This is a genomic window from Stenotrophomonas sp. 62841_Sma (genome assembly GCF_056482945.1).
This window is the reverse complement of the sequence record NZ_CM151224.1, coordinates 3314031-3326654: the sequence shown is the minus strand read 5'-3', so window position 1 is coordinate 3326654 and position 12624 is coordinate 3314031. Positions and strand designations below refer to the sequence as shown.

The 12624-nt window shown below is 64.2% G+C and carries 13 protein-coding genes and 1 tRNA gene; all 14 read left to right on the top strand.

Going from position 1 to position 12624, the window contains the following annotated elements; translation table 11 throughout:
* Position 1: 1 nt before the first annotated feature.
* Positions 2–439: a preprotein translocase subunit SecG gene (gene secG, locus ACZK5G_RS15670; RefSeq protein ID WP_010486424.1), complete on the top strand. Its 438-nt coding sequence runs from the start codon at positions 2–4 to the stop codon at positions 437–439.
* A 51-nt stretch (positions 440–490) separates the two neighbouring features.
* Positions 491–575, top strand: a tRNA-Leu gene (locus ACZK5G_RS15665).
* Between the two features lie 111 nt (positions 576–686).
* Positions 687–1043: an NADH-quinone oxidoreductase subunit A gene (locus ACZK5G_RS15660; protein ID WP_008265012.1), complete on the top strand. Its 357-nt coding sequence runs from the start codon at positions 687–689 to the stop codon at positions 1041–1043.
* Positions 1034–1588, top strand: coding sequence for a NuoB/complex I 20 kDa subunit family protein (locus ACZK5G_RS15655; protein WP_005410463.1), 555 nt, complete (start codon positions 1034–1036; stop codon positions 1586–1588). The genes ACZK5G_RS15660 and ACZK5G_RS15655 overlap by 10 nt, the downstream gene beginning before the upstream one ends.
* Before the next feature lie 33 nt (positions 1589–1621).
* Positions 1622–2371 carry an NADH-quinone oxidoreductase subunit C gene (locus ACZK5G_RS15650; protein ID WP_005410462.1) on the top strand — a complete coding sequence of 250 codons (750 nt, stop codon included), beginning with the start codon at positions 1622–1624 and terminating at the stop codon, positions 2369–2371.
* Entirely contained in the window at positions 2368–3675 is a 1308-nt protein-coding gene (locus ACZK5G_RS15645; protein WP_006458796.1) for an NADH-quinone oxidoreductase subunit D, read from the top strand. The genes ACZK5G_RS15650 and ACZK5G_RS15645 overlap by 4 nt, the downstream gene beginning before the upstream one ends.
* Before the next feature lie 97 nt (positions 3676–3772).
* Complete coding sequence (gene nuoE / locus ACZK5G_RS15640; protein WP_006381132.1) at positions 3773–4300, top strand: NADH-quinone oxidoreductase subunit NuoE; 528 nt, start codon at positions 3773–3775, stop codon at positions 4298–4300.
* Between the two features lie 4 nt (positions 4301–4304).
* Positions 4305–5645 (top strand): NADH-quinone oxidoreductase subunit NuoF, encoded by a 1341-nt coding sequence (nuoF, locus tag ACZK5G_RS15635; protein ID WP_006381131.1) that lies wholly within the window; start codon positions 4305–4307, stop codon positions 5643–5645.
* Positions 5642–7876 carry an NADH-quinone oxidoreductase subunit NuoG gene (gene nuoG / locus ACZK5G_RS15630; protein WP_478463985.1) on the top strand — a complete coding sequence of 745 codons (2235 nt, stop codon included), beginning with the start codon at positions 5642–5644 and terminating at the stop codon, positions 7874–7876. Before nuoF ends, nuoG begins: the two co-directional genes overlap by 4 nt.
* Positions 7873–8967, top strand: a complete 1095-nt coding sequence (gene nuoH, locus ACZK5G_RS15625; RefSeq protein ID WP_006381129.1) for an NADH-quinone oxidoreductase subunit NuoH — start codon at positions 7873–7875, stop codon at positions 8965–8967. Before nuoG ends, nuoH begins: the two co-directional genes overlap by 4 nt.
* A gap of 3 nt (positions 8968–8970) precedes the next feature.
* Positions 8971–9459 (top strand): NADH-quinone oxidoreductase subunit NuoI, encoded by a 489-nt coding sequence (gene nuoI, locus ACZK5G_RS15620; RefSeq protein WP_006381128.1) that lies wholly within the window; start codon positions 8971–8973, stop codon positions 9457–9459.
* A 9-nt stretch (positions 9460–9468) separates the two neighbouring features.
* A complete protein-coding gene (locus ACZK5G_RS15615; RefSeq protein ID WP_032128645.1) occupies positions 9469–10125 on the top strand; it encodes an NADH-quinone oxidoreductase subunit J in 657 nt (218 codons plus the stop codon).
* Positions 10122–10427, top strand: a complete 306-nt coding sequence (gene nuoK / locus ACZK5G_RS15610) for an NADH-quinone oxidoreductase subunit NuoK (protein WP_005417921.1) — start codon at positions 10122–10124, stop codon at positions 10425–10427. Before ACZK5G_RS15615 ends, nuoK begins: the two co-directional genes overlap by 4 nt.
* 7 nt (positions 10428–10434) lie before the next feature.
* Entirely contained in the window at positions 10435–12612 is a 2178-nt protein-coding gene (nuoL, locus tag ACZK5G_RS15605; RefSeq protein WP_478463983.1) for an NADH-quinone oxidoreductase subunit L, read from the top strand.
* Positions 12613–12624: the final 12 nt, after the last annotated feature.

The window sequence follows — 12624 nt, the reverse complement described above, 5'->3', positions numbered from 1 at the left end:
AATGCTGATGTTGATCCTCAATGTCGTCTACGTGCTGGTCGCTGTGGCCATGATCGCGCTGATCCTGATGCAGCGTGGCTCGGGTGCGGCGGCGGGTTCGGGCTTTGGTGCCGGTGCCTCGGGTACGGTGTTCGGTGCGCGCGGCGCCTCGAACTTCCTGTCCAAGTCGACCAAGTGGCTGGCTGTCGTGTTCTTCGGTATCAGCCTCTTCATGGCCTGGTATGCCGGTCATGGCAGCCGCCCGGCGGCCGACCAGGATCTGGGCCTGATGTCCGCCCCGGCGGCAGTCGCTCCGGCGGCTCCGGCGGGCGAACTGCCGGCCGTTCCGAAGGCCGATGCGGTCCCGGCCGCCCCGGTTCCGGCCGCGAATGTGCCGGCTCAGGCGGAATCTTCGGTTTCTGGTGAAGAAAAGCCTTCGGAAGGCTCCCAGAAAGACTGAAGCCGGTTACAATACGCGGCGCATCGGGAAGATAGTCTGATGTGATCGTTTGCCCAGGTGGCGGAATTGGTAGACGCACTACCTTGAGGTGGTAGCGACGCAAGTCGTAGGGGTTCGAGTCCCCTCTTGGGCACCATTTGTAAGTAAAGCGGGTTCGTCTGGCGCGCAAGGCGCCAGGCAGATTCCCGTCCACTCCCCCATGCCAAAGCGCCTGCAGGCGCGGCGGCAGAGGCAAGAGAGAATCGCTGTGCTGGCCGAATATTTGCCGTCTCTGCTGTTTCTGATCGTTGCCACCGGTATCGGCATTACGCTGATGCTGGTTGGTCGATTCCTCGGTCCCCGCCGCCCCGATCTGGAAAAGCTGTCGCCGTACGAGTGCGGCTTCGAGGCCTTCGAAGACGCGCGCATGAAGTTCGACGTGCGCTACTACCTGATCGCGATCCAGTTCATCGTCTTCGACCTGGAAATCATCTTCATCGTGCCGTGGACCCAGGTCTTCATGGAGCTGGGTGCCCGTTCGCTCATCACCATGGGCCTGTTCGTCGGCATGCTGTTCCTCGGTTTCATTTACGTCTGGAAGAAGGGAGCGCTGGAATGGGAGTGATTCAGACTCTCGATGGCCTCATGAACAACCCCACGCCGGAAGGCCGGGTTGATGACATCCTGCGGCCGGAGGGCGACAACCCGCTGCTGGAAAAGGGCTTCGTCACCACCAGCGTCGATGCACTGCTGAACTGGGCGCGCACCGGCTCGATGTGGCCGATGACCTTCGGTCTGGCCTGCTGCGCGGTCGAGATGATGCACGCCGGCGCCGCGCGCCTGGACCTTGACCGCTACGGCGTGGTGTTCCGCCCGTCGCCGCGTCAGTCCGACGTGATGATCGTGGCCGGTACCCTGGTCAACAAGATGGCCCCGGCGCTGCGCAAGGTCTACGACCAGATGCCGGACCCGAAGTGGGTCATCTCGATGGGTAGCTGCGCCAATGGTGGCGGCTATTACCACTACTCCTATTCTGTGGTGCGCGGCTGTGATCGCGTGGTGCCGGTGGACGTCTACGTCCCGGGCTGCCCGCCGACCGCCGAGGCGCTGGTGTACGGGATCCTGCAGCTGCAGAAGAAGATCTGGCGTACACAGACCATCGCCCGCTGACCCCTTCACCTGACAAGAGCGCGCCAAGCCCCCATGGCAGAGCAAGCATCCTTCATCGACCGACTCTCCGCACGTTTCGCAGGTGCGAAGGTCATCGTGGTCGAACCCCGCGGCGAAGTGACGCTGGAAGTGCCTGCCGCCGAGTGGCACGCCACCGCCCTGGCGCTGCGTGACGAGTTTGGTTTCGAGCAGGCCGTGGATCTCTGCGGCGTCGACTACCTCGGTTATGGCTCCGACGAATGGGACACCGCCGACGTGTCCTCGCAGGGCTTCAGCCGTGGCGTCGAAGGCAAGGCCCAGGGCCGTTTCGCGTGGGGCGAGTTCCCCACCGAGGAAAACGGCGCCGACGGTGCCCGCCCGCAGCACATGCCGACCCAGCGTTTCGCCGTGGTCGCCCAGCTGCGTTCGTACCAGCACAACCTGATGATGCACCTGCGCTGCTTCGCCCCTGACGAAGCGCTGCCGGTGGTGTCCTCGCTGACCGGCATCTGGCCGGGCCTGAACTGGTTCGAGCGCGAAGCGTTCGACCTGTACGGCGTGATCTTCGAAGGCCACCCGGACCTGCGCCGGATCCTGACCGACTACGGTTTCGTCGGCCATCCGTTCCGCAAGGACTTCCCGCTGATCGGCAATGTCGAAGTCCGCTACGACGAAGAAAAGAAGCGCGTGATCTACGAACCGGTCACCTCGGTGGAGCCGCGTGTCGGCGTGCCGCGCGTGATCCGCGACGACGCCCGTCTGCAGACCGCAGAAGGTGAGCGCGCGCAGGAGGCAGTGAAGTGAGCCACGTACACCAGGCCGGCGAAGCCTTCGCCAGCAACGCCGCCGAAAGCCGGCAGGAAATCCGCAACTACACCATGAACTTCGGCCCGCAGCATCCGGCCGCGCACGGTGTGCTGCGCCTGATCCTGGAAATGGACGGCGAAACCATCATGCGCGCCGACCCGCACGTGGGTCTGCTGCACCGTGGTACCGAAAAGCTGGCCGAGTCCAAGCCGTTCAACCAGTCGATCGGCTACATGGATCGCCTGGATTACGTGTCGATGATGTGCAACGAGCACGCCTACGTGCGCGCGATCGAGACCCTGATGGGCATCGAAGCGCCGGAGCGTGCGCAGTACATCCGCACCATGTACGACGAAATCACCCGCATCCTCAACCACCTGATGTGGCTGGGTTCCAACGCGCTCGACCTGGGTGCGATGGCGGTGATGCTGTACGCCTTCCGCGAGCGCGAAGAGCTGATGGACTGCTACGAAGCGGTCTCCGGCGCGCGCATGCACGCGGCGTACTACCGTCCGGGCGGTGTCTACCGCGACCTGCCGGACCACATGCCGAAGTACAAGGAATCGCGCTGGCACAAGGGCAAGGCGCTGAAGCAGCTCAATGCTTCGCGCGAAGGCTCGCTGCTGGACTTCCTGGAGAACTTCACCGTCGAGTTCCCCAAGCGCATCGACGAATACGAAACCCTGCTGACCGACAACCGTATCTGGAAGCAGCGTACCGTCGGCATCGGCGTGGTCACTCCGGAACTGGCCCACCAGTGGGGCATGACCGGCGTGATGCTGCGTGGCTCGGGCATTGCCTGGGACCTTCGCAAGAAGCGTCCGTATGCCAAGTACGATGCCGTCGATTTCGACATCCCGCTGGGCAAGGAAGGCGACTGCTACGACCGCTACCTGGTCCGCGTTGCCGAAATGCGCGAGTCCAACCGCATCATCAAGCAGTGCGTGGCTTGGCTGAAGGCCAACCCCGGCCCGGTCATGGTCAAGAACTTCAAGGTCGCTCCGCCCAAGCGCGAGGACATGAAGGACGACATGGAAGCGCTGATCCACCACTTCAAGCTGTTCAGCGAAGGCTATTGCGTGCCGGCCGGTGAAACCTACGCTGCAGTGGAAGCGCCCAAGGGCGAGTTCGGCTGCTACCTGGTTTCCGACGGCGCCAACAAGCCGTTCCGCGTGCACCTGCGCGCACCGGGCTTCGCCCACCTGTCCTCGATCGATTCGATCGTGCGCGGCCACATGCTGGCCGACGTGGTGGCGATGATCGGTACCTACGACCTGGTGTTCGGCGAGGTTGACCGGTAATGCCGTCCGCCACGCCAACGCCCGCTGCAGGCAGCCGGCGCAAGCCGGCGCCGCAGTTTCTGGAATTTCACGTTATGCATTTCGCTGAGGTCGGCCGATGAAGGCGACAGGTAATTTCGAGGCGGCGCGCGACGTCGACCCGATGGTGGTGCTGAGCGACAAGACCCGCGCTCACATCGATCACTGGCTGTCCAAGTTCCCGCCGGACCGCAAGCGCTCTGCCGTGCTGCAGGGCCTGCATGCGGCCCAGGAGCAGAACGAGGGCTGGCTGACCGACGAACTGATCGCCGGCGTGGCCAAGTACCTCGACCTGCCGCCGGTGTGGGCCTACGAGGTCGCCAGCTTCTACTCGATGTTCGAGACCGAGAAGGTGGGCCGCAACAACGTGGCCATCTGCACCAACATCAGCTGCTGGCTCAATGGCGCCGAGGACATCGTCCGCCATTGCGAGAAGAAGCTGGGCATCAAGCACGGTGAATCGACCCCGGACGGCCGCGTCTACCTCAAGCGCGAGGAAGAGTGCCTGGCCGGTTGTGGCGGCGCGCCGATGATGGTCATCAACGGTCACTACCATGAGCGTCTGACCCTGGAAAAGGTCGACGAGCTGCTGGACGGGCTGGAGTAAGGGCATGGCACATCACCACGAATCCAAGGGTCCGGTCGGCCCCGCGCCGCTGCCGCACCAGGTGGTCTACACCACCCTGCATTACGACACCCCGTGGTCGTACGAAAGCTACCTGAAGACCGGTGGCTACGCCGCCCTGCGCAAGATCCTCGAAGAGAAGATCCCGCCGGAGCAGGTCATCGAGATGGTCAAGGCCTCGGGCCTGCGTGGCCGCGGTGGCGCAGGCTTCCCGACCGGCCTGAAGTGGTCCTTCATGCCCAAGGGCAACATGCAGAAGTACATCCTCTGCAACTCGGACGAATCCGAGCCGGGCACCTGCAAGGATCGCGACATCCTGCGCTACAACCCGCATTCGGTGGTGGAAGGCATGGCGATCGCCTGCTACGCCACCGGTTCGACCGTGGGTTACAACTACCTGCGCGGTGAGTTCCACCACGAGCCGTTCGAGCACTTCGAGCAGGCCCTGGCCGACGCCTATGCAAATGGCTGGCTGGGCAAGAACGTGATGGGCTCGGGCGTGGACATCGACATCTACGGTGCGCTGGGCGCCGGCGCGTACATCTGCGGCGAAGAAACCGCGCTGATGGAATCGCTGGAAGGCAAGAAGGGCCAGCCGCGCTACAAGCCGCCGTTCCCGGCCAACTTCGGCCTGTACGGCAAGCCGTCGACGATCAACAACACCGAAACCTATGGTTCGGTGCCGGCGATCATCCGCAACGGTCCGGAGTGGTTCAAGGGCCTGAGCCTGACCGCCAACGGCGGTCCGAAGTGCTTCTCGGTGTCCGGCTGCGTGCAGAACGGCGGCAACTTCGAAGTGCCGCTGGGCACCAAGTTCCACGACCTGCTGGAAATGGCCGGTGGCCTGCGTCCGGGCCGCACCCTCAAGGGCGCGATCCCGGGCGGCGTGTCGATGCCGGTACTGACCGCGGCCGAGCTGCAGGATCTGCCGATGGACTACGACACCATCCGTGCGCTGGGCTCCGGCCTGGGTTCGGGTGCGATCGTGGTGCTCGACGACAGCGTCTGCTGCGTCAAGTTCGCCTGCCGCATCAGCCAGTTCTTCCACAAGGAATCGTGCGGCCAGTGCACCCCGTGCCGTGAAGGCACCGGCTGGATGCACCGCGTGCTGGAGCGCATCGTCGCCGGCAAGGCCACGATGGAAGACCTGCACCAGCTGAAGGCGGTGGCCGGCCAGATCGAAGGCCACACCATCTGTGCGTTCGGTGAAGCGGCTGCATGGCCCATCCAGGGCTTCCTGCGCCAGTTCTGGGACGAATTCGAGTACTACATCGTCAACGGTCATTCGATGGTTGACGGCAAGAAGGTGGAGGCAGCCGCCGCATGAGCGCGCAACCCGTAAACCCGAACGTGCCACCGGATCACGTGACCATCGAAATCGATGGCAAGTCGCTGGTCGTGCCCAAGGGTTCGATGATCATCCAGGCGGCCGACAAGGCCGGCATTTCGATTCCGCGCTTCTGCTACCACGAGAAGCTGCCGATCGCCGCCAACTGCCGCATGTGCCTGGTGGACGTGGAAAAGTCGCCGAAGCCGGCGCCGGCCTGCGCCACCCCGGTGATGGATGGCATGAAGGTCGCCACCCGCAGCGAGAAGGCACTGAAGTTCCAGCGCTCGGTGATGGAGTTCCTGCTCATCAACCACCCGCTGGACTGCCCGATCTGCGATCAGGGCGGCGAGTGCGAGCTGCAGGACGTGTCGCTGGGCTATGGCCGTTCGGTCAGCCGCTTCAACGAGCGCAAGCGCGTGGTGCCGGACGAGGACATGGGCCCGCTGGTCGCCACCGAGATGACCCGCTGCATCCAGTGCACCCGCTGCGTCCGCTTCACCGCCGACGTTGCCGGTACCTACGAACTGGGTGGCATGTACCGCGGTGAGAACCTGCAGATCGGTACCTTCGACGGCAAGCCGCTGACCACCGAGCTGTCCGGCAACGTCGTCGACGTCTGCCCGGTCGGCGCGCTGACCAACAAGGTGTTCCAGTTCCGCGCCCGCCCGTGGGAACTGACCGCGCGCGAATCGCTGGGCTACCACGACGCGATGGGTTCGAACCTGTTCCTGCACGTGCGTCGCGGCGAAGTGCTGCGCACCGTGCCGCGCGACAACGAAGCGGTGAACGAGTGCTGGCTGTCCGACCGTGACCGCTACTCGCACCAGGGCCTGTACAGCGAAGACCGTGCGGTCAAGCCGCTGCGCAAGGTCAATGGCGAGTGGAAGGAAGTGAGCTGGGCCGAAGGCCTGGCCGCGGCCGCCGAGATCCTCAAGGCCAACCAGGGCGACAACCTGGGCGTGCTGGTGCACCCGTCCACCTCGAACGAGGAAGGTGCGCTGCTGGCCCGCCTGGCCAAGGGCCTGGGCTCGAGCAACATCGACCACCGCATCAACAACCGCGATTTCTCCGACGCCGCAACCGCCGAAGTGTTCGGCCTGCCGCTGGCCGAGATCGAAGGCGCCGACCGCATCGTCGTTCTGGGCAGCAACATCCGCCACGAACTGCCGCTGCTGCACGCCCGCCTGCGCAAGGCGCAGACCACCAACGGCGCGAAGATCCACGTCGTCAACCCGGTGGACTTCGACTTCGCCTTCAGCATCGCCGGCAAGCAGATCGTCGCGCCGTCGAAGTTCGTCGACGCGCTGGCCAACGCCGAGCTGCGTTCGGCGGTGCAGGGCGGCAACAACACCGTGCTGATCGTCGGTGGCATCGCCGAAAACCATCCGCAGGCTGCCGCGATCCGCGCCGCCGCGCGTGACTTCGCCGCTGCGACCGGTGCCAAGCTGTGCCGCATCCCGCAGGGTGCCAACGCCGTTGGCCTGACCCGCGCAGGCGTGCTGCCGGCCGGCAAGGACGTCGCCGCAATGCTGGCGCAGCCGCGCCAGGCCTACGTGGTGTACGGCCTGGAGCCGGGTCTGGACTTCGCCGACGCCCCCGCCGCGCGCAAGGCGCTGGTCGGCGCCAAGGTGGTGGCCTTCAGCCAGTTCGCCTGCGTCTCCACCCGCGACGTTGCCGACGTGATCCTGCCGATCGGTGCGCTGCCGGAAATCGACGCCACCCTGACCAACCTCGATGGTCGCGAGCAGTCGGCGCGTGCCGGCGGCAAGCTGCCGGGCGAGGCCCGTGAGGGCTGGCGCGTGCTGCGCGCACTGGGCGGAGACATGGCGCTGGCCGGTTTCGACTTCACCGACCTGGCCGGCCTGCGTGCCAGCCTGGCCCCGGTGTCGGTCGCCGTTGCCGCCTCGGCACAGCCGGTGGTTGCCGGCGAAGGCCTGGAAGTGGCTTCGACCGCCGCGATCTACCGCACCGATGCGGTGGTCCGTCGCGCCCCGGCGCTGCAGTCGCATCCGCTCAACAACGCCCCGCGCATCGTGCTGAACGCTGAAGATGCCGCTCGCCTGCAGCTGCAGGAAGGGCAGATGGCCAAGGTCGGCACCGATGCCGGCAAGGCCACCCTGCCGGTGGTGATCGACGCCCGCGTCGCTGCGGGTTCGGTCTGGATTGAATCGGGCCACGGCGCGACCGCGCCGCTGGGTGCCGCTCGCGTAACGGTGGTGGCTGCATGAACGAATTGCTGTTGAACGCGGTCGACCCGCTGCACCAGTGGCTGCTTGGCCTCGGTGACATCGGCGCGCTGATCTGGATCATCCTGAAGATCCTGGTGATCACCGTTCCGGTGATCATCTCGGTGGCCTTCTACGTGGTCTGGGAACGCAAGCTGATCGGCTGGATGCACGTCCGCCACGGCCCGATGTACGTGGGCATGGGCATCTTCCAGGCCTTCGCCGACGTCTTCAAGCTGCTGTTCAAGGAAGTGGTCCAGCCGAGCAGCGCCAACAAGGCGATCTACCTGCTGGCCCCGCTGATCACCCTGGCCCCGGCCTTCGCGGCCTGGTCGGTGGTCCCCTTCGATTCGCAGATCGTGCTGTCCAACGCCAACGCCGGCCTGCTGTACCTGCTGGCGATGACCTCGCTGGGCATCTACGGCATCATCCTGGCCGGTTGGGCATCCAACTCGAAGTATGCGTTCCTGGGTGCGATGCGCGCCTCGGCGCAGATGATCAGCTACGAAATCGCCATGGGCTTCGCCCTGGTCGGCGTGATGATCGCGTCGGGCAGCCTGAACCTGAGCAACATCGTGATGGCGCAGGCTGGCAATTCCGGTTTCTTCGACTGGTTCCTGCTGCCGCTGTTCCCGCTGTTCGTCATCTACTGGGTGTCGGGCGTTGCCGAAACCAACCGCGCGCCGTTCGACGTGGTGGAAGGTGAATCGGAAATCGTCGCTGGCCACATGGTCGAGTACTCGGGCGGTGCGTTCGCGCTGTTCTTCCTGGCCGAATACGCCAACATGATCCTGATCAGCTTCCTGATCTCGATCTTCTTCCTCGGCGGCTGGCTGAGCCCCATCCAGGGCTGGGTCAACTTCGGCGACGTCTCGCCGCTGGTCGACTGGATCTGGAAGGGCGGTGCACCGTGGCTGTTCGTCAAGGTGTTCTTCTTCGCCAGTGCCTACATCTGGTTCCGTGCCAGCTTCCCGCGCTTCCGCTATGACCAGATCATGCGCCTGGGCTGGAAGGTCTTCATCCCGCTGGCCATTCTGTGGATCGCGGTTACCGCCGTCATGGTGTTCTTCGGCGTGATTCAAAAGGGCGTCTAAGTGATGAACAGGATTACCCATTACTTCAAGAGCCTGCTGCTGCTCGAACTGCTGGGCGGCCTTTGGCTGACGCTGAAGTACAGCTTCAAGCCCAAGTACACGATGATGTACCCGATGGAGAAGTTCCCGCAGTCGCCGCGCTTCCGTGGCCTGCACGCCCTGCGCCGTTACCCCAACGGTGAAGAGCGCTGCATCGCCTGCAAGCTGTGCGAAGCGGTGTGCCCTGCATTGGCCATCACCATCGACTCGGCCAAGCGCGAAGACGGCACCCGCCGTACCACGCGCTATGACATCGATCTGTTCAAGTGCATCTTCTGCGGCTTCTGCGAAGAAAGCTGCCCGGTGGACTCGATCGTCGAAACCCACATCCTCGAGTATCACTTCGAGAATCGTGGCGAAAACATCGTTACCAAGCCGCAGCTGCTGGCCCTGGGCGACCGTCTCGAGTCCGAGATCGCCGAGCGTCGCGCCGCCGATGCCGCTTACCGCTGAGGTCGAGAGATGGATTGGGTAAATATCGCTTTCTGGGTGTTCGCCATCGCGGCAACGGTTTCGGCCGGTGCGGTGATCAGCGTGCGCAACCCGGTTCACGCCGTGCTCTGCCTGGTGCTGACCTTCTTCTCCATTGCCTGCGTATGGCTGCTGGTCGGCGCCGAGTTCCTCGGCGTGGCGCTGGTGCTGGTCTACGTCGGCGCGGTGATGGTGCTGTTCCTGTTCGTGGTGATGATGCTCGACATCGACCCCACCAAGCTGCGTGAGGGCTGGGTCCGCTACCTGCCGGTCGGTCTCATTGTTGCCGTGGCGATGCTGGTGCAGATGCTGATCCTGATCGGCGTGAAGGGCAGGGCGGTCAACCCGTTCCCGGCCGACAACGCCGCTGCGGTCGCTGCCGACAGCTCCAACGTCACCTGGCTGGCGCGTACGCTGTTCACCGAGTACCTGCTGCCGTTCGAGTTCGCCGCCGTCATCCTGACCGTGGCCGTGGTTGCCGCCGTGATGCTGACCCTGCGTCGCCGTACCGGCGTGAAGAGCCAGAACCCGGGTGAGCAGACCATGGTCAAGGCCGGCCAGCGCCTGCGCATGGTCAAGATGGGCGCCGAAGCGCCGGTCGTGCACAGCAACAGCAAGCCGGCCGCCGGCGAGGAGACCCAGCCGTGATTACCCTTGGCCACATCCTTGCGCTGGGCGCGGTGCTGTTCGCCATCAGCCTGGCCGGCATCTTCCTCAATCGGAAGAACGTCATCGTCCTGCTGATGTCGATCGAACTGATGCTGCTGTCGGTGAACATCAACTTCGTCGGCTTCTCGCGTCAGCTGGGCGATCCGTCCGGCCAGCTGTTCGTGTTCTTCATCCTGACCGTCGCCGCCGCGGAAGCCGCCATCGGCCTGGCGATCCTGGTGACCCTGTTCCGTACCCGCCGCACGATCAATGTCGGCGAAGTCGATTCGTTGAAGGGCTGATCCACAGATGGAAATCACTCTCTCCAAGAGTCTGTTGATCGCAGTGGTGCTTGCACCGCTGTTCGGCAGCATCATCGCCGGCCTGTTCGGTCGCCAGGTCAAGCGCTTCGGCGCGCAGACCATCACCATCCTCGGCGTCGCGGTTGCCTGCGGCCTGTCGATGTACACGCTCTACCAGCTGCTGTGGGGCGGTGCGCAGCCGTTCAACCAGAACATCTACACGTTCTTCGAAGTCGGCCAGTACTCGGCCCACGTCGGTTTCATGGTCGACAAGCTGACCGCGATGATGATGGTGGTGGTGACCTTCGTGTCGCTGCTGGTCCACATCTACACGATCGGCTACATGCAGGACGATCCGGGCTACCAGCGGTTCTTCAGCTACATCTCGCTGTTCACCTTCTCGATGCTCACCCTGGTGATGAGCAACAACTTCCTGCAGCTGTTCTTTGGCTGGGAAGCGGTGGGCCTGGTGTCGTACCTGCTGATCGGCTTCTGGTTCAAGCGCCCGACCGCGATTTTCGCCAACATGAAGGCGTTCCTGGTCAACCGCGTTGGTGACTTCGGCTTCCTGCTCGGTATCGCCGGCGTGCTGTGGGTGTTCGGCACCCTGGACTACTCGCAGGTGTTCTCGCAGGCCGGCATGCTGGCTGACCCGCGCGCCCAGCTGCAGATCTGGGACGGCACCATGTTCGGCATGCAGCTGCTGAACGAGCCGGTGATCTGGTCGATCGCCACCGTCATCTGCATCTGCCTGTTCATTGGTGCCATGGGCAAGTCGGCCCAGGTCCCGCTGCACGTGTGGCTGCCGGACTCGATGGAAGGCCCGACCCCGATCTCGGCACTGATCCACGCCGCGACGATGGTGACCGCCGGTATCTTCATGGTCACCCGCATGTCGCCGCTGTTCGAGCTGTCGCAGACCGCGCTGAACTTCATCCTGTTCATCGGTGCCACCACCGCGTTCTTCACCGGCCTGATCGGCATCGTGCAGAACGACATCAAGCGCGTCGTCGCGTACTCCACGCTGTCGCAGCTGGGCTACATGACGGTTGCACTGGGCGTGTCGGCGTACTCGGCCGCCGTGTTCCACCTGATGACCCACGCCTTCTTCAAGGCGCTGCTGTTCCTGGGTGCCGGCTCGGTCATCATCGCGATGCACCATGAGCAGGACATGCGCAAGATGGGCGGCCTGCGCAAGTACATGCCGATCACCTTCGTCACCATGTGGATCGGTACCCTGGCCCTGGTCGGTACGCCGTTCTTCTCCGGCTTCTACTCGAAGGACACCATCATCGAGGCGGCCGAGATCCACGCCCACATGCAGAACAGCTGGGTGGCCACCTATGGCTACTGGGCAGTGCTGGGTGGCGTGCTGGTGACCAGCTTCTACAGCTTCCGCCTGCTGTTCCTGACCTTCCACGGCAAGGAGCGCTTCCGCGACGTGCATGATGATCACGGCCATGCCCATGACGATCACCACGCCGCAGATGCGCACCCTGCTGATGCCCATCATGGGGACGCGCACCATGACGACCACGGCCATGGCCACGGTCCGCATGAGCCGCACGAAACCCCGTGGGTGGTGACCCTGCCGCTGATCCTGCTGGCCATTCCGTCGATCGCCATCGGTTTCTTCAGCATCGGTCCGATGCTGCACGGCACCGACTGGGCCGGCCACCATGCGCACGAGGCCATCAAGGGTCAGGCGCAGACGTTCTTCACCGGCATCGTGAACTTCTACGATCCGGCCAAGAACACCGTTGGCTTCCTGGGCGAAGAGTTCCATGGTCCGGTGGCGTTCGCGCTGCACGGCATGATGCTGCCGCCGTTCTGGCTGACCCTGGCGGGCTTCCTGCTGGCTGCACTGTTCTACCTGTGGAAGCCGGACCTGTCGGGCAAGGCGCGCAAGACCTTCGCCCCGCTGGTGTCGGTGCTGGAAAACAAGTACGGCTTCGACAAGCTGTGGATCGATGGCTTTGCCGGTGGCAGCGTCAAGCTGGGCAAGGTCGCACGCTGGATCGACAGCAACATCGTCGACGGCGTGGTCAATCTTTCGGCACGTGTTGTGGACGTCGCAGCCGGCGTGCTGCGTCGTACCCAATCCGGTTTCCTCTATCACTACGCCTTCGCGATGATCATCGGCCTGATTGCCCTTCTGGGCGTGCTGATGCATTACCTGCGTTGATGACCTGTACGG

Coding starts and splice junctions, on each gene's coding strand:
- secG (WP_010486424.1), top strand. CDS start 2: ATGCTGATGTTGATCCTCAATGTCGTCTACGTGCTGGTCGCTGTGGCC.
- ACZK5G_RS15655 (WP_005410463.1), top strand. CDS start 1,034: ATGGGAGTGATTCAGACTCTCGATGGCCTCATGAACAACCCCACGCCG.
- ACZK5G_RS15650 (WP_005410462.1), top strand. CDS start 1,622: ATGGCAGAGCAAGCATCCTTCATCGACCGACTCTCCGCACGTTTCGCA.
- nuoE (WP_006381132.1), top strand. CDS start 3,773: ATGAAGGCGACAGGTAATTTCGAGGCGGCGCGCGACGTCGACCCGATG.
- nuoF (WP_006381131.1), top strand. CDS start 4,305: ATGGCACATCACCACGAATCCAAGGGTCCGGTCGGCCCCGCGCCGCTG.
- nuoG (WP_478463985.1), top strand. CDS start 5,642: ATGAGCGCGCAACCCGTAAACCCGAACGTGCCACCGGATCACGTGACC.
- nuoH (WP_006381129.1), top strand. CDS start 7,873: ATGAACGAATTGCTGTTGAACGCGGTCGACCCGCTGCACCAGTGGCTG.
- nuoI (WP_006381128.1), top strand. CDS start 8,971: ATGAACAGGATTACCCATTACTTCAAGAGCCTGCTGCTGCTCGAACTG.
- ACZK5G_RS15615 (WP_032128645.1), top strand. CDS start 9,469: ATGGATTGGGTAAATATCGCTTTCTGGGTGTTCGCCATCGCGGCAACG.
- nuoL (WP_478463983.1), top strand. CDS start 10,435: ATGGAAATCACTCTCTCCAAGAGTCTGTTGATCGCAGTGGTGCTTGCA.